Below are 20,307 nucleotides of genomic sequence, written 5' to 3' on the forward strand. Positions count from 1 at the left end.
AGCGCCGGCGCTACTGCTGCGCCTCGGGGATGCGCACGGTGACCTCGAGGCCACCGGAGCGGACGTTGCGGAGGGACGCCGTGCCTCCCGCGCGTTCCGCGACCGCCCGCACGATCGCGAGCCCGAGGCCGGAGCCACCCGGCACCGGGATCCCGCCGGTCGCCGGGTCTGGGTTCGGTCGCGACTTCCGGGCCTCGTCGGGCCGGGTGAAGCGGTCGAACGCGACGGGCACGAACGACTCCGGCACGCCGGGGCCGTCGTCGGTGACCTGCAGCTCCCCGGCGTTCCCGGCGGTTCGCCACGTCACCAGGATCCCGCCGCCCCGAGGCAGCGCGGCGACGGCGTTGCCGGCGATGTTCGTCACGAGCTGTGCCATGCCGCCGGTGTCGAGCCGGTACCGCGGCTCGACGGTCCCGCCGCCGATGCCCGGACCGGAACCGCCGACGGCGACGGGCGGCTCGAGGTCGAAGTCGACGGTGATGTCCTTCGCGCTCGCGATGAGCCGGACGCGGTCGACGGCGGCCATCACCTCGTCACCGAGGTCCGACCACGCGGTGAGCGGCCGCTGGTCGCCGTCTTCGGAGCGCCGTTCGGACTCCTCGATGCGTGACAGCGTGAGCAGGTCGTTCGCCAGGCGGGACAGCCGCGCCACGTTGTTCTTCGCTCGTTCGATGTGGCCGGCGAGGGCTGCGGCGTCGTCGGCGTCGAGCGATGCCAGGTCGAGCTGGGTGGTGAGGATCGCCAGGGGTGTGCGGAGCTCGTGGCTGGCGTCGGAGACCATCTGGCGTTCCCGCTCCGTCGCCTGGCGGGTCCTGGCGAGGAACGCGTTGAGGGTGGTCGCCAGGGACGCCAGCTCGTCCTGGGCCGGTCCGACGGGCAGTTCGGCGCGCTCGGGTGCGACGGAGAGGCGCTCGGCCTCGCGGCGCATCCGGTTCACGGGGCGGAGCGCGGCGGTCGCCAGGACCCACGACGCGATGCCGAACGCGACCAGGATGGCCAGGCCGGTGATCGAGAGGGTCGTGGTGAGGTCGTCGACGACGATCGCCTCGGCCTGCGAGTTGCGGGCGGCCACCACCGTCCAGCGACCGGCACCGTTCACCGGGTGCTCCACGACGACGCGGTACTGGGAGCCGGACACGTCGATGACGCTCGTGCCGGCCGAGGTCGTCGTCAGGCTGCCGAGTGCCCGCTCGACCCGGGTCGGCATCGTGGAGAGCACGATGTCGCCGGCGGGGGAGACCACCGCGACGAGCTGCGCGTTGCCGGGCGGCGACAGGTCCGGGTCGCTGTCGACCTCGAGTGTCGCGACGTACGGGTCGGCGTCGGCGTCGAGCAGGGTCCTGGTGGCCGACGCGACGACGCTCACGACCTGGAACCGCATCACCAGGACGAGCAGCACGATGACGACCGCGGCGATCGCCGTCGACCCGATCGTGATCCGCGACCGGAGCGAGAGCAGCCGGAGCGGCCTGAAGAAGCGCATCGGTACGACGGGCCTCGGCGTCAGGAGCCGAGCAGGTCGAGGCGGTAGCCCCGGCCACGCACGGTGGCGATGGCGACGGTCGCGTCGTGCGCCGTCAGCTTCTTGCGGAGGTACGAGATGTACTGCTCCACGACGTTGGGGTCGACGTGCTGCGACCCGTCCCAGACCTCTTCGAGGATCTTCGGACGGTCGACGACGGTGCCGACGGAGCGGGCGAGCAGCCGGAGGAGCGCGAACTCGGTCGGGCTGACGGCGACGCGCTGACCCTGGATCGAGACCCGGCGGGCTTCGGAGTCGATGGAGACGTCCCCGACCTCGATCGTGCGGGGGGCACCGGTGGCCTCGCGCCGGCCGAGTGCACGCAGGCGGGCGGTGAGTTCGGCGAAGGCGAAGGGCTTCGTGAGGTAGTCGTCCGCGCCGGCGTCGAGCCCGAAGACCCGGTCGTCGACGGCGTCGCGCGCGGTGACGAGCAGGATGCGAACGGGGTCCTCTCGCTCGCGGATCCGCCGGGCGAGCTCGAAGCCGGACATGCCGGGCATCATCACGTCGACGACCGCGAGGTCGAACGCCTGTTCTCCGAGCGCGATGAGCGCCTCGACGCCGTTCTCGACCGCGGTGACGCGGTACCCCTCGGCCGCGAGTCCGCGCTCCATGAGCGCGCGCATCTCGTCGTCGTCCTCGACCACCAACAACCGCATAGTGGACCTCCTGCGACCCATCGTGGCATCGAACCACGCCCGGAGGGTGCACCGACGGGCATCCTGACTGAATCTCGTCACAGCGAGCGCGGCTGGCTCGGCACGTCGGACGCGCCCGGGCGCACCGCCCGTGGCCCGTGATCTAGGGACATGAGCACTGCTTGCTTCGTTGATAGGCTCCCGGCCGGACGCTGTACCCGACAGAACGTCCTGTCTCTGGGGGACCCATGAACGACCAGCCGGACCACCCGGCCATCATCCGCCTGCGCGCCGAACTCGACGCCGCGTGGAAGGGCATCGGCGCCCTGGGACAGATGGACCGTGACCGCCGCGACCGGATCGTCGCCGAACTCCGCGCCGCCGTCCCGGACGTCGCCAGCCGCGCCGCGCGCGAGGCCGGACAGGAGGCCGTGGTCGCCGAGATCGCACGGTTCGCGGATGCGGACGTGGTCACCTCGGACCCCGCGGTCCCGACCCGGACGATCTGGGGCGAGATCATCGGCACGGCTGCCGAGGCCGCGGCGGCCGCCCCCGCCTCCGCCTGCGCCTGACCGCGCGCGCCTGCGCCCGCGCGCGCCTGCGCCTGCCCGTGGCAGGCGAGTCAAATCGTGCGTCGGCAGTCGAATCGCGCGTAGGGGGCCCGAAGAAAGGACCTCCCACGCGCGAAACCACTTTCCACAGCACGCGGTGTGGGAAGGATCGCGCAGCGCGCGCGGACGAACGCGCAGCGCGCGGGGGAACGCGCAACGGCGGAGGAACACGCACCGAAGGAGCAGCGCGCGCGGGCAGCGGGGGAGCCGCGCGTCAGTCGTCCTCGCCGAGCAGCTCCTCACGGACGCGCCGGATGTCCTCGAGCAGCGCGCCGATCAGGATCCAGTGCCGTGAGTTCGGCCGGATGACCTCGAGCGGCGCGGTGAGCGCGGGCTCGGCGTCGAGACCCGAACCCGAACCCGAACCCGACCCCGGACCCGCGCCGGCATCCGGCCCGGGGCCGGGACCCGCGTCCAGGACGCCGGGACCACCGTTCGCCGGCGCCTCCACCCGCGCCCCGAGCGCCCGCAGGTCCGCCCCGATGCGGGCCACCTCCGTCGCGATCCGCCCCACCATCGGGTCCGCGCGGAGGTCCGGCGCGGTGTTGTCCCGGATCGCCCGCGTCATGCCCGTGACCCGCGTCACGAGGACCCGCAGGTGCTCCGCGACGACGACGTCCCGCTCGAGGATCGTCCGGTGCCGCCCGCCGCGGGGGTTCATGGTGAGGGACTCCTGCGCCGAGGTGAGCGCCGCCTCCGCCTTCGCGTGCTGCTGCCGCAGTGCCCGGGCACGGACGAGGGCGTCGTGCCAGCGGTCGTGGTCCCACCCCTCGGTGAGGCCGATCGCGACCCGCTCGAAGGCCACCGCGGTGTCCCGGGCGAGCCGCGCGACGGCGAGGTGCGCGGGCCGGAGCAGCACCGGCGGGACGATCACGGCGTTCACGACGAGCGCCACTGCGGCGCCGAGCACGGTCTCGAGGATCCGGTCCGCCGAGTAGTTCGGCGTGACGACCCCGGCGGTGAGGACGAGCATCCCGCTGATGCCGACCTGCGTCGCGGAGGTCGGGGTGAGGCGGAGCGCCCACGCGATGAGGATCGCGACGACGATGACGAGCAGCACGACCCAGACCGAGTCGCCGAGCAGGAAGTGCAGCCCGGTCGCGAGCAGCACCCCGAGGACGACCCCGGCGCTCCGCTCGAGCCCCTTCACGAACGACTGGTTGATGCTCGGTTGCACGACCAGCAGCGCGGCGATCGCGGCGAAGGTCGGGAACGGCCCGTTGATCACCACCTGGCACAGCAGCACGGCCGCCACGACCGCCACCGCGGTCTTCACGACCTGCAGCAACGGCGTGCGGCTCGAACTGCGGAGGCGCGCGACCGGGTTCACGTCGTCAACGCTAGCCACCGGACGCACGCCGAGCCGTGCACGAAGGCGACGAAAGCCCGTGGACACGGTTGACTGGTGTCGTGTGGCCGAATCACGAGCGAGTCATCCCGGAGGCCTTCGTCGGCTCCGGGACCACCGTCGTGGCCGCACGCGCCCACTCGGTGGAACCGTCGGGCAACGGCTACCTCTACGGGTACGAGGTCGACACCGTCGACCGGAACGGCCAGCGCGCCACCGTCCTGACCTACGTGGACACCGGCGGGACCCACGACCAGAACAGCGCGCTCGTCACCGACCCGGCGACGCACGAGCCCGTCTCGGTGTGGGCGTACCCGAACGACCCGGGCCTGCCGGTGCTGCCGCAGGTCACCTACCGTGACGCGGTCGCCGAGCTCCTCACCACCCTCGGCATGCCCGTCACGAACCCGACCCTGACGGTCGCGGCGTACCGGCCGGGCAAGCGCGCGGTCGTCCGTGTGGACGCGCCGGAGGGGACCCTGTTCCTCAAGGTCGTCCGTCCGCACCGGGTCGCGCCGATCGTGAAGACCCACGAGCAGTTCGTCGCCGCCGGGCTCCCGGTGCCGCGCGTGCTGTCGAGCCGTGGGGACGGGCTGCTCGTCCTCGAGCGGATCCGCGGCGTGCCGGCGGGCAGTCGCATCCTCGAGATCGCCGACGACCCGCGGTTCGTCGCCTCGCTCGCGGCGCTCACGGGGCGCATCGCGACGGTCCCGATGACGCAGCAGGCCCGCGCGGACGCGATGGACCACGCGGACTGGCACCGGAAGACGCTCGTCGCCGCACTCCCGCAGGACGCGCAGCAGATCGACGAGCTCTACGACGCGATCGGCCGCCGGTCGATCGGGTGGGCTGCGGCGACGAAGCAGGTCGTGCACGGGGACCTGCACCTCGAGCAGGTCTTCGTCGACGAGGCCGAGCCGTGGCGCATCTCAGGGCTCCTCGACATCGACACGGCCGGCTGGGGCTACCCCGTCCGGGACATCGGAGCGGTCGTCGCGCACCTGGTGGTGACCGGACTCTGGCACCGGTCCCGCGGCGACGCGGACCGTGGGGCCGCCGCGGAGCGGCTCGCCGACGCGATCGCCCGGGACTGGGCGGCTCGCAACCCGGCCGAGACCGAGCGCCTCGGACCGGCGATCGGCGCCCAGCTGCTGGCGCACGCCGGCGGCCAGGCCACCACCGGCTCCGCGAACGGGATCGCCACCGCGGAACAGCTGCTGGCGGCGACACGTGCCGCGCTCGTGGAACCGGAACCGAGCCTCCCGTCCGACCCAGCGGCCCGTCCGCGGTCCGCACCGCGCGTCTGAGGCGTCCGTTCCTGCCCATGCCGCGCGCGCTGGAAAGCGGGATCGCGCGTCGGGGGCCGGAAGGAAGGACCACCAACGCACGTTCCGGCAACCAACGCACGGAGCAACCCACGGACCGGACGGGAGGCTCGACTCGCGCGGGGTGCGCCGACTCGCCTCCGTCGGTGGTCCGGGAGTAAACTGAGCGCGCACGCACCGCGTGCTCGCGCGTCGCGTCGATTCCGGACACGACAGTCGTTCACTTGAAGGACGCGAGCACCGGGTCCGCGACCGCCCTGGGACGACACAGTCCCGAGCATCGCGTGCGTGCGACGGCGCCGGATCCTCCGCGCAGACCACGGCATCGGCCACGGACACCACCCGGGTGTCTCCGATGCGAACGGTCGCACACCACGTCGCGGGGATCGGCGGGCCACGGTGGCCCGCCGCCGGCGAACGGTGCGACGGACGCACCGACGAGACTTCCGCCCGCACGGGCGGCTCGCCCCGGTCGCGGGGTGGAACAGGAGGAGCCTTGGCTCGATCAGGCACGCGGCGTGCAGCCGGTGGGACGCGGACCGCGTCGCGCCGGACCCGGCCGCTCGACAACGACGGTGTCATCCCGGTGCTCGCCCGCGCCGTGCGCGAGGTCGAGGCGGCCGCGCAACGCGGACCGCTGAAGACGACGAACCGCACGAAGTTCCAGGCGGTCGCCCTGCTCATGCGCGAGGAACGCGCCCGGGTGAAAGCCGACACGGAGCTCACCGACGCGCAGCGCGCCGAGCAGATGAAGCGGCTCGACGGTGTGGCGCAGATCCTCGCGAAGACGGCGGCGCGCGACACCAGCGTGATCCAGCTGCTCGCCGAGGAAGCGTCCGTCTCCGAGGCGACGCGCACCGTCAAGCGGGACATGATGATCGCCGGCGGCATGGAGATGCAGCCGCAGGACCTGGTCATCGCAGCCGAGCCCGCACCGGTCGCCGCCACGCAGGAACGCGCGGTCGTCCCGCAGGCCGTCGTGCAGCGGCAGCTCGCGAACCCGTTCCTGCCGCCGGACTTCGCGCTCGCGGACCAGCCCGTCGCACACCCGCGGCGCCTGGCGAACTGGGAGCTCTTCGGCCCGCTGTTCAAGTCGTTCGAGTACGGCGCCGGTGGTGGCGCGGCGACGATGCCGCTGCCCGACCCGTCGACGCTCAGCACGCTGTCCGGCACCAACCTCATGCAGCACCAGGCGGAGCTCGTCGCGGCGGCCGCACAGGGGCACCGGACGTTCCTGCTCGCCGACGAGCCCGGGCTCGGCAAGACGGCGCAGTCGCTGCTCGCCGCCGAGGCCGCCGGCGCGTACCCGCTGCTCGTCGTGGTCCCGAACGTCGTCAAGACCAACTGGGCGCGTGAAGCCGAGCGCTGGGTGCCGAACCGCCGCGCGACCGTGATCCACGGCGACGGGGACGACCTCGACGGGTTCGCCGACATCGTCATCGTGAACTACGAGATCCTCGACCGGCACTTCGGCTGGCTCGGTGCCTTCGGGTTCAAGGGCATGGTCGTCGACGAGGCGCACTTCATCAAGAACAAGGACTCGCAGCGATCGAAGTTCGTGCTGCAGCTCGCGGAGAAGATCCGCTCGCGGTCCTCCTCGCCGCTCCTGATGGCGCTGACCGGTACCCCGCTGATCAACTCCGTCGAGGACTTCCGCACCATCTGGGAGTACCTCGGCTGGATCGACGACAAGAAGCCCCGTGCGAAGCTCATGAACGAGCTCGAGGACATCGGGCTCACCCCGGCCGACCAGGGCTTCTTCGTCGAGGCCCGGCGCGCCGTGATCGACATGGGCATCGTCCGACGCCGCAAGGTCGACGTCGCGGCGGACATCCCCGCCCGTCGGATCGCCGACATCCCCGTCGAGCTCGACGGCGAAGAGGGCCGCTCGATCCGCGACGCCGAGCGCGAGCTCACCGCGAAGCTGGTCAAGCGCTACCACCAGGCGCTCGACGCCCGCACGGGGCAGGACCCGGTCGAGGGCATCGACCACCGGCTCGTCCGGCAGGTCGCCCGCTGGGAGCTCGAGGACCAGGACGCATCGTCGACCGGCGAGAACGTGTTCTCGATGGTCCGACGCATCGGCCGCGCCAAGGCCCAGCTCGCGGCGGACTACGCCGCGCAGCTCGCCTCGAACGTCGGCAAGGTCGTGTTCTTCGCGAAGCACCTCGACGTGATGGACCAGGCGGAAGAGGTCTTCGCGCGCAGGGGCCTCCGCACCGCAACCGTCCGCGGCGACCAGACGCCCGCGCAGCGCACCGCCGAGATCGACTCGTTCGTGAACGACCCCGACGTAGCCGTCATCGTCTGCTCGCTCACCGCGGCGGGCGTCGGCCTCAACCTGCAGGTGGCGTCCAACGTCGTCCTGGCCGAGCTGTCGTGGACGAGCGCCGAGCAGACGCAGGCGATCGACCGCGTGCACCGCATCGGGCAGGAAGAGCCCGTCACCGCGTGGCGGATCATCGCCGCGCAGACGATCGACACGAAGATCGCGGAGCTCATCGACTCCAAGGCCGGGCTGGCAGCGCGGGCGCTCGACGGCTCCGACGAGGAACTCGTCGACTCCGGCGACATCCAGCTCGACGCGATGGCGGCGATGCTGACGGAGGCGCTCGGCGGCTGACCCGGCGGCCGCGCCCGCGCCGGCGGCCGCGTGCCGCGCCGGTGCCCGTGCGGTGCCGGTGCCGTTCGCTCCCGCACAACCAAAAGCAGTCCGCACCACGTGATCGCGTGGTGCGGACTGCTTTCTGTTGTGCAACGGCCGGGCGCCGGCGTCGGCGTCCCGCGGGCGTCGCCGCGTCAGATGCGGGACTGCACCTCGGCGAGGGACGGGTTCGTCGCGGTGCTGCCGTCCGGGAACACCAGGGTCGGCACGGTCTGGTTGCCGCCGTTGACCTCGGCGACGAGCTCGGCGGTACCGGGGGTCGCTTCGATGTCGACCTCCCGGAAGGGCACGCCGGCCTTCGACATCTGGTTCTTCAGGCGGGCGCAGTAGCCGCACCAGGTGGTCGTGAACATCGTGACGGCGCCGGCCTCCGGCACGAACGCGTCGCGGGTGATCGTCTCGCTCATGCGCTCAGGCTAACCCGCGTGGTTCGGAGCTCCCCGCACGGCCTGGTAGACAAGAGCGTGTGACGGACACGCACCTCGAGATCGAGCGCACGTACGACCTGCCCGACGGGGCCGACCTCCCCGACCTGATCGGCGCCGGAGGGATCCTGCAACTCGACCGCCAGGAGCCCTTCGAGCTCGACGCCACCTACTGGGACACCGAGCGGTACGACCTCGTCGCCTCCCGGGTGACCGTGCGGCGCCGGACCGGTGGACCCGACGCCGGGTGGCACATCAAGCGCGCCGAGTCGGACACGGTCCGGCACGAGCAGCACTTCCCGCTGACCGACGACCCGGACACCGTGCCGGTGGACGTCCTCGCCGCCCTGTTCACCGAACGCCGCGGCCGTGGCCTCCGCCCCGTCGTCCGGATCACCACGACCCGGACCGTCACCCGGCTCCTCGACGAGGACGGCGACCAGATCGCCGAGCTCGCCGACGACCGCGTCAGCGCGCAGCGCCTCGACGACGACGCCCCCGCCGACCCGCGCACATGGCGCGAGGTCGAGGTGGAGACGGTCGAGGGCGTCGACCCGCAGATCGCCCACGAGTTCTTCGCATCGCTGGACGGCCGCTTCCAGGCCGTGGGGGCCGGCCCCGCCGCCGTCGCGTCCAAGCTGGCACGTGGGCTGGCAGGAGCACCGGCACCGCGCCTCCAGACCGTCGACCGACCCGAGAAGGGCACGACCGCACGGATCCTCACGAAGCGACTCCGGAAGCTGCGCTCCGCGCTGCTCGGCCAGGAGGCCCGGCTGCGGTCCGGTGAGAACGCGGAACTCCGGCAGACGGCCGCGACCACGCTCGAGATCGCCGCGATCCTCGGTGCGTACCGTCCGGCGTTCCCCGCGACCGAAGCAGTGGACCGTGCAGCGGCAGCGGCGGACGACCTCGCCGGGGTGACCGCTCGCGCCGCCCTCGCCGAGTACCTGATCGAGCGGCTGCCGCGTGCCTCGACACCGGCGCAGGACGCGCTCGTCGACGCGATGACGCGTGAGCGGATCCTCGCGGCCACGCGCGAACGGCGCGACCAGGCCGTGCGCGACGTCGTTGCGGCCCTGCACGGCGAGCCGTTCCTGGAGCTGCTCGACGCCCTCGACGACGCGGTCGAGCGTCCCGCGCCGACGGAGTGGGCGCTGCGGTCGCCGAAGAAGGTCGCGCAGGACGTCTCCGCGACGGTGAAGCCGCACGTGCGGGAGCTCGTCCGCGACGCCGTCGCCGACGACACCTCGGACACGGCCGCCGAGCGCGAGACCGCCGATCGCGAGGCCACCGAGCGTGCATGGCAGGGCACGATGCGGGCGCGGCTCGCGATGGACGTGCTCGGGGACGACGCGTTCCCGCACGCGCTCTGGAAGCGCATCGGGACCGCGGCGGACGTGCTCACCGAGCGGGTGCGGTCCCTGTACGCGCTCGACGCGCTGCGGACGAACGCCGGGATCGCGGAGCGTGGTGGCGAGGGCACGTTCGGGTACGGGGTGCTCGCGGGGGACCGCGTGCGTCTCGCCGAGGAGTCCTACGACGAGGCGGTGCACGCGCTCAACCGCGTGTGACGACGGGGCGCCGGGCCGCGGGCGCGGGTCGCCGGTCGATCGAGTGCGCAGACGATGCGCGCGAAGGGGTGCTGGGAGCCCATTCCTGCGCACTCGACCGCGCCCGCCCGCCCGGGCCTGGCCCGGCTCAGCCGGCGGCGATCGGGGCTGCCGTGGCCGCCGCGGGGGAGACCTCGGCCAGCCCGAGCGTGTCGAGGATCCACGCGAGCTCGAAGGCCCGCTCCCGCCACGATGCGTACCGGCCGCTGACACCACCGTGGCCGGCCGCCATCTCGGTCTTCAGGAGCACGGGCGCCCCGACCTCCCGCAGCTTGGCGGTCCACTTCGCCGGCTCGACGTAGAGCACCCGGGTGTCGTTGATCGACGTGACGGCGAGGATCGCGGGGTACCGGACGTCGTCGCGCACGTTCTCGTACGGCGTGTACTCGCTCATGTACCGGTAGACCTCGGCGTCGTGCAGGGGGTCGCCCCACTCGTCCCACTCGATGACCGTGAGGGGCAGGTCCGGGTCGAGGATGCTCGTCAGCGCGTCGACGAAGGGGACTGCCGCCACGATGCCCGCGAACCGGTCGGGGGCGATGTTCGCGACGGCGCCCATCAGGAGTCCGCCGGCGCTGCCGCCCTCGGCCACGAGCCGGTCCGCGGTGGTGCGGCCGGTGGCGATGAGGTGGTCGGCGACCGCGACGAAGTCCGTGAAGGTGTTCTTCTTCGTGAGGGTCTTGCCGTTCTCGTACCAGTGCCGGCCCATCTCGCCGCCGCCGCGGACGTGCGCGACCGCGAACACGACGCCGCGGTCGAGCAGCGACAGGCGCATCACGCTGAAGCCCGGGTCGATGGAGTGCTCGTACGAGCCGTACCCGTACAGGTGCAGCGGTGACGGCGCGTCGGGATCGACGGCGTCACGGCGCCAGACGAGGGAGACCGGCACGCGGGTGCCGTCCTCCGCCGTGGCCCAGTCCCGCTCCTGCACGTAGTCGGCCGGGTCGTAGCCGCCGAGCACGGGCTGGCGCTTCAGCACGGTGACCTCGCCCGTCGCGAGGTCGAGGTCGCTCACTTCCGACGGCGTGACGAACGAGGTGAACCCGATGCGGAGCGTGGGCTGCTCCCACTCCGGGTTGCCGCCGAGGCCGGCGGAGAACAGCGCCTCGTCGAAGTGGACCTCGTTCGCGTCGCCGTAGCCGTCGCCGTCGATCGGGATGATCGCGACGCGGGGGAGCGCCTCGGCCCGGTACTCGAGCGCGAGGTGCCCGGCGAACGCGTCCACCGACTCGATGCGGCGCTCGGTGTGGTGCGCGACGACGATGCGGCGGTCGGTCTCGGAGTTCGGGTCATCGGCGGGGACGTCCACGAGCTCGAAGTTCTCGGCGCCGTCGTTGTGCAGGATGAGCAGCCGGTCGCTGCCACCGACGATGGCGTGCTCGATCTCGTACTCGACGCCGTCCCGGCGGGGCCAGACGACCTGGAACTCTCCGGTGGGGTCGGCCGCGTCGAGGATCCACGCTTCAGAGGTGATCTTCGAGCCCAGCTCGATGACGATGTACTGCGAGGACCGGGTCACGCCGACACCGACCCAGTAGCGGTCGTCCGGCTCGTCGAACACGACGACGTCCTCCGTCGCCGCGGTGCCGACCGTGTGCCGCCAGATCCGGTCCGGGCGCCAGGACTCGTCCACCGTCGGGTAGAACACGAACCGGCCGGAGGGGTCGAACATGGCACCGGAGCCGGTGTTCTCGACCACGTCGGGGAGGTCGTTGCCGGTGGTGAGGTCACGGACGTGCAGGGTGTAGCGCTCGTCACCGGCGACGTCGACGCCGTACACCAGCCGGGTGCCGTCGTCGGTGATGTCGTAGGAGCCGAGCGAGAAGAAGTCGTGGCCGTCGGCGAGTGCGTTGCCGTCGAGGACGACCTGCTCGCCGGGGAGCGTCGCCGCGCCGTCGTCGAGCGTCGGCGGTGTCCAGTCGTCCGGGCCGCTGATCGGTGCGCGGCACTGGACCCCGTACTGGCTGCCTTCGCTGGTGCGGGTGAAGTACCACCACTCGCCCATGCGCACCGGAACGGAGAGGTCGGTCTCTTGCACGCGGCCCTTGACCTCCCCGAAGATGCGCTCCCGCAGTGCGGCGAGGTGCTTCGTCGACGCCTCGGTGTGGGCGTTCTCCGCTTCGAGGTACGCGATGGTGTCCGGGGACTCCTTGTCGCGCAGCCACTCGTAGTCGTCGACGAAGTCGATGCCGTGGTGCGTTCGGGTCACCGGACGCTTCTCGGCGGTCGGCGGGGTGGTCGCTTCGTGCTCGCTGCTCACCGGTCCAGCCTAGGCCGCATCCCCGTGCGGCTCCCCGCGCAGCACCGCTGCGCGCACCCGCTCGGCGAACGCGTCGAGCTCTGTCGCGACGCCGGTGACCAGCCACGCGCGGTTGCGGCGTCGGGTGGTCACCGGACGGATGACGCCGGCACGGATGAGACGGTCGACGTGGTCGTCGGTCGTCACGCCGGCCGCCGCAGCGAGTTCGAGCGCCCGGTCCTCGGTGAGGACCGGGTCGTCGAGCAGGCCGTCCCCGCCGTCGTCCGACGTGTGCTCGCCGAGGAGCAGCGCCGTCACCGATGCTTCGTCGCAGGCGGTGCCGACCGCGATCGCCAGGTCGGCGACGAAGTCGTGCACGGACCCGAAGCGGTACCGCACCAGGTGGTCGAAGTACCGCGCCCGGTCGGCGACCAACGCCGTCGCGACCGGTGCCGTCAACGTGGTCGTCAGCCCGCGCCGGCGGAAGACTGCGCCCATCAGCGCTCGGCCGATCCGCCCGTTGCCGTCGGTGAAGGGGTGGATCGACTCGAACTGGGCGTGCGCGATCGCTGCCTGTGCGATGGGGTGCACGTCATCGCGGGCGAGGAACGCGAGCAGGTCGGCCATCGCGTCGCTGACGAGCTCCGGAGGCGGCGGGACGTAGGTCGCGAGCCGCGGGGTGCTGCCACCGCCGATCCAGTTCTGCACCGTCCGGTAGGAGCCCGCAGCCCGGCCGTCCACCGGGTCGTCCCGCATGAGCTCGTGGTGTGCGGCGAGGATCGATCGCTCGGTGATGGCGCCGCGCCCGGCGTCCGCGCTCAGCCGACGAACGGCCGCGGTCGCGGCGACCATCAGGGTGGCGCTCGTGTTCGCGCGGATGCCCACGACGGCGCGGGCGTAGTCGTCGAGATCCGCGTGCTCGTCCTCGATCCGGGAGGACGCCACCGCTTCGGTGCGGGCGAGCAGGGCGGCGAGTGGCGCGAGCCGGGCGCCGTGGTCGTCGTCCAGGGTCCGGAGCGCATCGGCCGCGCGGTCGAGCAGGGCGAGGTCGTCCGGCAGCGGCGCGACCACGAGCTCGGCGATCCGGGGTGGGACCGACGCCGTGACGGACGTCGTCATCCGGTCGGCCCGCGGTCCCCGGAGCGCGCTTCGCCAGGGTCGCTCGGTCGTGGTGTGTCGTGGCACCTCTGCCAGTCGATCGTGTCCGGTCCGGTCCATGTCCGCCTCCTGTTCCCAGAACCGTAGGCACGAACGAGCGCGGGGCGCCAACGGTCTGTATTTCGCATTTCGGCTCCGTGTCGGATCCCCTCGATACGGTGGACGACATGACGAACTCCTTCGCGATCACCGGTGCCCACGTCGTCCCCGTCACCTCTCCGGAGTTCGACGGCGGAGCGGTCGTCGTCGAGGACGGTCGCATCACCGCGCTCGGGCCCGACGTGGTCCCGCCGCCCGGCATCCCCGTGGTGGACGCCGCCGGCGCGTGGCTCCTGCCCGGCTTCGTCGAGGCGCACGGGCACGTCGGCATCCACGAGGAAGCGAACGGCCCGGCCGGCAACGACACGAACGAGCTCACCGGCCCGAACCAGGCGGCCGTCCGCGCGATCGACGCCGTGGACATCGACGACGAGGGCTTCCGGGACGCCCTGTCCGGCGGCGTCACGGCCATCGTCGTGAAGCCGGGCTCGGGCAACCCCATCGGCGGGCAGTCCGTCGCGATCAAGACGTGGGGCGGCCGCACGATCGACGAGCAGCTGGTCTCCGACGCCGTCAGCGTGAAGAGCGCCCTCGGCGAGAACCCGAAGCGCGTCTACGGCGACAAGGGCCAGACCCCCTCCACACGGCTCGGCGTCGCCAAGGTCATCCGAGAGGCGTTCGCGGCCGCCGACCACTACCGGAAGGCCCGTGCCGCAGCGGAGTCGAAGGGCGAGCCGTTCGAGCGTGACCTCACGAAGGAGACGCTCGCCCGCGTGCTCGACGGCGAGCTCGCCTGGGACCAGCACACCCACCGCCACGACGACATCGCGACCGCGATCCGCCTGTCCGAGGAGTTCGGCTACCGCCTCGTCGTGAACCACGGCACCGAGGCGCACAAGATCGCCGACGTGCTGGCGGCGAAGGACATCCCGGTGATCTACGGCCCGCTGTTCACGAGCCGGTCGAAGGTCGAGCTCCGGGACCGCGGGATCCCGCACCTCGCGGCGCTCGCCGCAGCCGGGGTGCGGGTGGCGATCACGACCGACGCACCCGTCGTCCCGATCGCCATGCTCGTCACCCAGGCGACCATGGCCGTGCGGGACGGATTCCCGCGTCAGACGGCGCTCGAAGCGCTCACGACGAACCCGGCGACGTTCCTCGGGTTCGGGGACCGCGTCGGCCGGCTCGAGGCCGGGTACGACGCGGACCTCGTGCTCTGGTCCGGCGATCCGCTCGACGCGACGAGCCGCGCGAACCGCGTGTGGATCGACGGCCGGCAGGTGTTCGAGTGGGCCGACGGCGTCGGCGTCACCACCCCGCGCTGGTAGCGGCGCCCGCACCCGCACCCCGCGCCCCGTCAGGACTCGCGCGACAGCAGGAACTCGTTGATCCGCTCCGTGAGCGGCAGGTCCATCGCCCGCTCGTCCCCGTTCACGAGCCGGATCGGCGCCGCCTGCCGCACGCTCGACACCAGCCACAGGGCGTCAGCGGCCCGGAGGTCGTCGAGCGTGACGAGCTCGTAGGCGGTCTCGATGCCCTCGGTCTCGGCGAAGCGGAACACGTCCGCCTGGGTCGTCCCGGCGAGGATCCCGATGTCGGTCCGCGGCGTCACGAGCCGGCCACCGACCGACAGGATCAGGTTCGCCCGGGTCCCTTCGAGCACGTAGCCGTCGGTCGAGACGAACAGGGCGTCCTCCGCCCCGCGACGGACCGCTTCGCGGAGGGCGGCCATGTTCACCGCGTAGGACAGCGTCTTCGCGCCCTGCAGCAGCCACGGGGAGGTCCGCTCGACGTCGTGCCGGTACCCGCGGTCGAGCGTGACGACGGAGATCCCGCGGGTCCGTGCCGCGGTGGAGTCCCCGGACGCGGCCGCGTACACCCAGCCCGTCGGCCGGTCCGAACCCTCGACGCCGCGGGTCAGCACGGTCTTCGCGAACGCCTCGTGCACGGGGTCCAGTTCGGCGCAGACGGCTTCGATCGCGCGGCGCCAGGCGTCGAGGTCGGGCAGCGGCAGGTCGAGCATGCGTGCGGAGCGGACGAACCGGTCGAGGTGCGCCTCGAGTGCCTGCGGCCGGCCGTCGACGACCGTGATCGTCTCGAAGACCCCGTCGCCGCGGATGATCCCGAGGTCCTGCACCTGCACGTGTTCCTCGAGCGGGGCGGCGAAGGTGAACGCGTCGGCGGACGGGTCGTGCGGCGCGGCGTCACGGGAGGGCTGGTTGAGGACGGCGAGCACGGTTTCGGTCATGCACCCATCCAACCCCACGTCACTGCTGCTTCGGCAGGGCGCCCATCAGTTTCCAGACCGCCTCGGTGAGCTCCGGGTGCTGGAGCGCGATGCGGCGCAGGCGGTGGTACTCCTCGCCGAGCTGGGTGCCGTGTCCGGACGCGGGGTGCATCGACCACTGCGCGCTGCGCTGGCCGATCGCCGCGTCGAGTTCGAGTGCCTCGGCGCGGAGGATGAGCACGACCTGCTCGTCGACGGTCGGCAGCATCGGCATGAAGTCCCACGGGTCGTCGCCCTGCCGGGAGCGGTGCTCGACGATCATCGAGATCTCCTCGGCGGCCTCCGCGCGCAGCACTTCGAGGCTGCGCCCGAATCGCCGGTGCTCAGCCATGGTGCCCCCGCAGCACGCCTGCCATGGAACGAGCGTACGCCAGATGATCGGCCACACTGGACACGTGAGCGAGCGCGACGAGACGAAGAACCAGCACCCCCGCGTGGTCGTCGTGTACCTGCTGCGGGACGGCGCCGAGGGCCCTGAGGTCCTGCTCGGCGAGAAGCGCCGCGGGCTCGGGACCGGTCGGCTGGTGGGGCCCGGCGGCAAGCGTGAGCCGGGGGAGGCGGCGGTCGAGACCGCCGTGCGCGAGGTGGCTGAAGAGGTCGGCCTGCGGCTCGACCCGGCCGATCTGGAGGCTCGTGGCACGTTGGACTACCGGTTCCCGTACCGGCCGTCCTGGTCCCAGGTCTCGGACGTGTTCGTCTGCCGGCACTGGTCCGGCACCCCGACGGCGAGCGACGAGCTCGAGCCGCGGTGGATCCCCGTCGACGCGGTGCCCTACGCGGCGATGTGGGACGACGCGAAGTACTGGCTGCCGGCCGTGCTGGACGGCGGCACGGTGGACGCGCGCTTCACGTTCGCCGAGGACGACGCGACCGTCGCCGGCTTCACCGGGGTCGGGGTCGACGCACCGTAGCGGCACCGCACGGGGCACCTGCGGCTTGTCGCAGGAGTCGCGCGGGTTCCCGCAGGTGCCCCTGCCTGCGCGCCGACCCGCAGAGGACCCGAGTTACCGTCTGGTGCAGATCAAAGTCCAGCATGGTAAGGGGACCACGTGCTCAGCTCGACCGAATCCATTCCCGTCGTCGCGACGCCGCCCACGACGCCGTACACGGCCGCGCGCTCGGACCACGCCGGGGCACCGGTCCCGCCGTCGTCGCTGCTCGCCGGGCTCGCCGCAGTCGCTTCGCGCACGCCGGACGCACTCGCCGTCGCCGACGAGCACACCGAGATGACGCACCGGGAGTTCGACCGCGTGACACGGGCGCTGGGGGCGCTCCTGCACGACCGGCTGACTCCGGACGACCACAGCGGCCGCGGGGTGGGAGCCGAACAGCACGGCGCCTCCGTCCCGGTCGGCGTGATGGTCTCGCACGGGGTGGGGTCCGTGGTCGCACTGCTCGGGCTCGTGCACGCCGGGCGGATCATCGTCGCCCTCGACCCGTTCCTGCCGGAGGCGCGGCTCCACCACGTGATGACGCTGGCCGGCATCGTCGACGTGATCGCGGACGAGACGCACACCGCGCAGGCCGAGGCCCTGGTGACGGAGCCGGGGACGGTCCTCCCGTTCGGCGCCCTGCTCACCGAGGCCCGCGCCGTCGCGGCGACCGTCGCGGCGATCCCCGCGGTGCCCGGCGCTGCGGAACGCGGCGGGCGTGACGCACTCGACATCATCTTCACCTCCGGCTCCACCGGTGCCCCGAAGGGGGTCGTGACGACGCACCGACAGGCGCTCGTCGACACGGTGGCGGAACGTGAGCTCTTCCGCCTCGTGCCGGAGGACCGGATCGCCTCGGTGCTCCCGCACGGGTTCGCGGCGGGGTTCATGCTCGTCCTCTCCACGCTCCTCACCGGAGCGTCCGTGCACGTCGTCGACCCCCGACGGACCGGGATCGACCGTCTGCTCGCCTGGATCGAGAACGCCCGGCTGACGACGCTGCACACCACGCCGCACCTGGTGCGGTCGGTGGTGGCAGCACTCGACCCCGCCGACACCCGCCTGCACGGCCTGCGGATGGTCGCGACCGTCGGCGAGGCCATCACCGGCGCGGACATCGCCGCCCTCCGACCGCTCCTCGGGTCGACCGCGTCGTTCTTCAACTGGACCGGTTCGAGCGAGACGAACGTCTACGCCGTCAACGAGATCGCCGCCGGCGACCCGATCCCGGAGCGGAACATCCCGTCCGGCCGCATCGTGGCCGGCAAGCGCGTCGTGCTCCGCCGACCCGACGGCACCGTCGCCGACGTCGGCGAGACCGGCGAGATCGTCTGTGTCTCCGACGCCCTGACGACCGGCTACTGGGGTGCGCCCGAGGTCACCGCGGCGCGCGCCGGGGTCACCGAGGACGGCACTCCCACGTGGTCGGTGGGCGACCTCGGCCGCTTCGACGAGGACGGACGGCTCACGCTCCTCGGCCGGGCCGACGACGCCGTGAAGGTGCGCGGGTACCTGGTCGAGCCGAGCGAGGTGGAAGCCGCGCTCCGCACCGTCGACGCGGTGCAGGAAGCCGCGGTCATCGCGGTGAAGGCACCGCCGGCGCCGACACGCCTCGTCGCGTACTTCGTCACCCGGCCGGGGCGCCGTGCCCCGTCGCCCGCAGCGATCCGCAAGGCACTGCGCGACCTGCTGCCGGACTACATGGTCCCGACCGCGATCGTGCCGATGACCGTGCTGCCCCGCAACGAGCGTGGCAAGGTCGACCGGGCGAAGCTCCCGGAGGCGCCGTCGCTCGCGATGACCATCGGCGCCGACGGCGGTGCCGGGATCGACGAGGACACCTACGACCAGTGGGAGCTCGCCGTCGCACAGATCTGGTCCGAGGTGCTCGGGCTCCCCGCAGTCGGCCCGCTCGGGCTCCCCGCCGTCGGGCTCGACAACGACTTCGCGGCACTCGGCGGCGACTCGCTCTCCGCGGAGGAGATGCTCGCCGCCGTGCAGGACCGCCTCGGGGTGGACCTGCCGTCCTCCGCGCTCCTGGAGGACCCGACGGTCCGCACCTTCGCCGCCCGCACGCGTCGTGGCGCCGCCGCCGTCCCGAGTCACCCCGACATCGTGACGCTCTCGGACGGCGCGGACAGCACCGAGGAGGCGCTGTTCTGCGTCGCCGGCGCCGGCGCGCTCGGCCTGACCTACGTCCCGCTGACCCGTCGGCTCGGCGGCCGTGCCGTGTACGCGTTCCAGCAGCACGGCCTCGAGCGCCGGTCCGTCCCGGACTGGAGCATCGACGCGATGGCCCGCCGCTACGTCGAGCTCATGCGCGTCGTGCAGCCCCGCGGCCCGTACACCCTGATCGGGCACTCCTTCGGTGGTCTCGTCGCGATCGAGATGGCCGCGATCCTCACCGCGGCCGGGCAGGAGGTGCGCCGCGTGGTGCTCCTGGACACCTACCTGCCGGAGCAGTCCGCGGAGCAGGCGGACCGCGTCGAGTTCGGCGAGCTGGACCTCGGCCAGTCGACGCGGCGTGCCTTCCCCGGCATCGGGAAGGCGCTCGCCGACCGGACCGCGGCGTTCCGGAAGCGGGCCGTCACGCCCGTTGCCCAGCTCGGACGGCACGCACGTGCCTACGGAGCGGGGGTCTTCAGCTGGAAGGGGCAGCGCCAGTTCCGGGCGTTCTTCGACCACGCGCTCGTCGTGTCCCGCCGGCACCGCCCGACGGTCTACGCCGGGGACGTCACGCTCGTGATCGCGGACGGCAACGAGACCGGCGCGGCACGGTGGGCGCCGTTCCTGACCGGCGCCGTCGACGAGGTCCGTGTGCACTCCGAGCACAGCTCGGTGCTCCGCGAACCGCACGTCGCCGACGTCGCGGCCGCGCTGTCGCGCTAGCGCGCCGCGTTCGCGCGCCCGCCCGGCGCGCCTGCGCCTGTCGAAACGCGCGTAGGGAGTCGTTTCGCGCGTAGTGGGTCGGAAGTTTCCACCTCCCGCGCGCGAATCACCTTCCCAGCGCGGTCGTCATGGGAAGGAACGGACGGGAGGCCCGGTGCCAGCTGGCACCGGGCCTCCCGTCCGTCCCGTGGTGCGGCGCGAGACGCCGCTGAGTCCCCGAGACGCCGCTCGACGCGCGAGACGCCGCCGGAAGCGGCGGCGTCTCGCGCACCGAGCGGCGTCTCGTCGGGCGCGAGCCCGCGAGCGGGCGCGCGCGAGCCCGCGCGCCGGCTCTAGCGGGGCTGCTGGGTGCGCGTGCTGCCCGTTCGCGCCTGTTCGGCGGCGGCCATCACGTCGGCGTCGCCGCTTCGCCCACCGAGCGGGCGCACGAAGAAGTCGATGATCCCGAACACGATCGCGCCGACCATCGCGAACATCGCCCAGCCGACGAAGAGCCCGGCGGTGTTGCGGCCGTCCGCCGGTGCGAGCACGACGCTCGCGACGTAGAACACCACGGTCAGCGCCAGCAGGACGACGACGAGGGTGATGAGCAGGCGGTGCCAGGCGGAACGGGTCATGA

Annotated in this window: 16 protein-coding genes; 7 read left to right on the forward strand and 9 right to left on the reverse strand. The window is 72.6% G+C overall.

The window, feature by feature from the left end; genetic code table 11:
• Positions 1 to 10: 10 nt before the first annotated feature.
• Both EDF27_RS18110 and EDF27_RS18115 read right to left on the reverse strand, forming a co-directional pair.
• The gene (locus tag EDF27_RS18110; protein WP_123653938.1) at positions 11 to 1,483 is read right to left on the reverse strand and encodes a HAMP domain-containing sensor histidine kinase; all 1,473 of its coding nucleotides are present in this window, start codon (positions 1,481 to 1,483) and stop codon (positions 11 to 13) included.
• A 20-nt stretch (positions 1,484 to 1,503) separates the two neighbouring features.
• The gene (locus tag EDF27_RS18115) at positions 1,504 to 2,181 is read right to left on the reverse strand and encodes a response regulator transcription factor (RefSeq protein ID WP_123653937.1); all 678 of its coding nucleotides are present in this window, start codon (positions 2,179 to 2,181) and stop codon (positions 1,504 to 1,506) included.
• A 227-nt stretch (positions 2,182 to 2,408) separates the two neighbouring features.
• On the opposite strand from EDF27_RS18115, the gene EDF27_RS18120 reads away from it, so the two are divergent.
• The gene (locus tag EDF27_RS18120; protein ID WP_123653936.1) at positions 2,409 to 2,732 is read left to right on the forward strand and encodes a hypothetical protein; all 324 of its coding nucleotides are present in this window, start codon (positions 2,409 to 2,411) and stop codon (positions 2,730 to 2,732) included.
• Positions 2,733 to 2,985: 253 nt separating this feature from the next.
• On the opposite strand, the gene EDF27_RS18125 is transcribed toward EDF27_RS18120, so the two are convergent.
• Positions 2,986 to 4,101 carry an aromatic acid exporter family protein gene (locus EDF27_RS18125; protein ID WP_132050359.1) on the reverse strand — a complete coding sequence of 372 codons (1,116 nt, stop codon included), beginning with the start codon at positions 4,099 to 4,101 and terminating at the stop codon, positions 2,986 to 2,988.
• Between the two features lie 80 nt (positions 4,102 to 4,181).
• Here EDF27_RS18125 and EDF27_RS18130 point away from each other — a divergent pair, with 80 nt between their 5' ends.
• The gene (locus EDF27_RS18130) at positions 4,182 to 5,426 is read left to right on the forward strand and encodes an aminoglycoside phosphotransferase family protein (protein ID WP_132050361.1); all 1,245 of its coding nucleotides are present in this window, start codon (positions 4,182 to 4,184) and stop codon (positions 5,424 to 5,426) included.
• 514 nt (positions 5,427 to 5,940) lie between these two features.
• Positions 5,941 to 8,067 carry an SNF2-related protein gene (locus EDF27_RS18135; protein ID WP_123702814.1) on the forward strand — a complete coding sequence of 709 codons (2,127 nt, stop codon included), beginning with the start codon at positions 5,941 to 5,943 and terminating at the stop codon, positions 8,065 to 8,067.
• A gap of 176 nt (positions 8,068 to 8,243) precedes the next feature.
• Here EDF27_RS18135 and EDF27_RS18140 read toward each other — a convergent pair whose 3' ends face one another.
• On the reverse strand, positions 8,244 to 8,516 hold the full coding sequence (locus EDF27_RS18140) for a mycoredoxin (RefSeq protein WP_123653932.1): 273 nt from the start codon (positions 8,514 to 8,516) through the stop codon (positions 8,244 to 8,246).
• A gap of 59 nt (positions 8,517 to 8,575) precedes the next feature.
• On the opposite strand from EDF27_RS18140, the gene EDF27_RS18145 reads away from it, so the two are divergent.
• The gene (locus EDF27_RS18145; RefSeq protein WP_132050363.1) at positions 8,576 to 10,105 is read left to right on the forward strand and encodes a CYTH domain-containing protein; all 1,530 of its coding nucleotides are present in this window, start codon (positions 8,576 to 8,578) and stop codon (positions 10,103 to 10,105) included.
• Positions 10,106 to 10,232: 127 nt separating this feature from the next.
• Here the strand turns inward: EDF27_RS18145 and EDF27_RS18150 are convergent, their stop codons facing one another.
• Together EDF27_RS18150 and EDF27_RS18155 are read right to left on the reverse strand one after the other, a co-directional pair.
• Entirely contained in the window at positions 10,233 to 12,404 is a 2,172-nt protein-coding gene (locus EDF27_RS18150; protein ID WP_132050365.1) for a S9 family peptidase, read from the reverse strand.
• A gap of 9 nt (positions 12,405 to 12,413) precedes the next feature.
• Positions 12,414 to 13,502, reverse strand: coding sequence for a Fic family protein (locus EDF27_RS18155; protein WP_243698421.1), 1,089 nt, complete (start codon positions 13,500 to 13,502; stop codon positions 12,414 to 12,416).
• 206 nt (positions 13,503 to 13,708) lie between these two features.
• Between EDF27_RS18155 and EDF27_RS18160 the strand changes: the two genes are divergently transcribed.
• Complete coding sequence (locus tag EDF27_RS18160; RefSeq protein ID WP_132050369.1) at positions 13,709 to 14,908, forward strand: amidohydrolase; 1,200 nt, start codon at positions 13,709 to 13,711, stop codon at positions 14,906 to 14,908.
• A gap of 29 nt (positions 14,909 to 14,937) precedes the next feature.
• Here EDF27_RS18160 and EDF27_RS18165 read toward each other — a convergent pair whose 3' ends face one another.
• Positions 14,938 to 15,828, reverse strand: a complete 891-nt coding sequence (locus EDF27_RS18165) for an aminodeoxychorismate lyase (RefSeq protein WP_123653927.1) — start codon at positions 15,826 to 15,828, stop codon at positions 14,938 to 14,940.
• 19 nt (positions 15,829 to 15,847) lie between these two features.
• On the reverse strand, positions 15,848 to 16,198 hold the full coding sequence (locus EDF27_RS18170; protein ID WP_123653926.1) for a tryptophan synthase subunit alpha: 351 nt from the start codon (positions 16,196 to 16,198) through the stop codon (positions 15,848 to 15,850).
• Positions 16,199 to 16,262: 64 nt separating this feature from the next.
• Here EDF27_RS18170 and EDF27_RS18175 point away from each other — a divergent pair, with 64 nt between their 5' ends.
• Both EDF27_RS18175 and EDF27_RS18180 read left to right on the forward strand, forming a co-directional pair.
• On the forward strand, positions 16,263 to 16,778 hold the full coding sequence (locus EDF27_RS18175; protein WP_165931564.1) for an 8-oxo-dGTP diphosphatase: 516 nt from the start codon (positions 16,263 to 16,265) through the stop codon (positions 16,776 to 16,778).
• 138 nt (positions 16,779 to 16,916) lie between these two features.
• Positions 16,917 to 19,688 carry a non-ribosomal peptide synthetase gene (locus EDF27_RS18180; RefSeq protein ID WP_132050371.1) on the forward strand — a complete coding sequence of 924 codons (2,772 nt, stop codon included), beginning with the start codon at positions 16,917 to 16,919 and terminating at the stop codon, positions 19,686 to 19,688.
• A gap of 332 nt (positions 19,689 to 20,020) precedes the next feature.
• Here EDF27_RS18180 and EDF27_RS18185 read toward each other — a convergent pair whose 3' ends face one another.
• Positions 20,021 to 20,305 (reverse strand): hypothetical protein, encoded by a 285-nt coding sequence (locus tag EDF27_RS18185; protein ID WP_123653923.1) that lies wholly within the window; start codon positions 20,303 to 20,305, stop codon positions 20,021 to 20,023.
• Positions 20,306 to 20,307: the final 2 nt, after the last annotated feature.

The sequence above is a fragment of the Curtobacterium sp. PhB136 genome (assembly GCF_004346855.1).
GTDB lineage: Bacteria > Actinomycetota > Actinomycetes > Actinomycetales > Microbacteriaceae > Curtobacterium.

Excerpts from the sequence above, each read along its gene's own strand:
- EDF27_RS18165 (WP_123653927.1), bottom strand. The coding sequence starts at position 15,828 with ATGACCGAAACCGTGCTCGCCGTCCTCAACCAGCCCTCCCGTGACGCC.
- EDF27_RS18120 (WP_123653936.1), top strand. The coding sequence starts at position 2,409 with ATGAACGACCAGCCGGACCACCCGGCCATCATCCGCCTGCGCGCCGAA.
- EDF27_RS18185 (WP_123653923.1), bottom strand. The coding sequence starts at position 20,305 with ATGACCCGTTCCGCCTGGCACCGCCTGCTCATCACCCTCGTCGTCGTC.
- EDF27_RS18140 (WP_123653932.1), bottom strand. The coding sequence starts at position 8,516 with ATGAGCGAGACGATCACCCGCGACGCGTTCGTGCCGGAGGCCGGCGCC.
- EDF27_RS18110 (WP_123653938.1), bottom strand. The coding sequence starts at position 1,483 with ATGCGCTTCTTCAGGCCGCTCCGGCTGCTCTCGCTCCGGTCGCGGATC.
- EDF27_RS18155 (WP_243698421.1), bottom strand. The coding sequence starts at position 13,502 with ATGACGACGTCCGTCACGGCGTCGGTCCCACCCCGGATCGCCGAGCTC.
- EDF27_RS18115 (WP_123653937.1), bottom strand. The coding sequence starts at position 2,181 with ATGCGGTTGTTGGTGGTCGAGGACGACGACGAGATGCGCGCGCTCATG.
- EDF27_RS18170 (WP_123653926.1), bottom strand. The coding sequence starts at position 16,198 with ATGGCTGAGCACCGGCGATTCGGGCGCAGCCTCGAAGTGCTGCGCGCG.
- EDF27_RS18160 (WP_132050369.1), top strand. The coding sequence starts at position 13,709 with ATGACGAACTCCTTCGCGATCACCGGTGCCCACGTCGTCCCCGTCACC.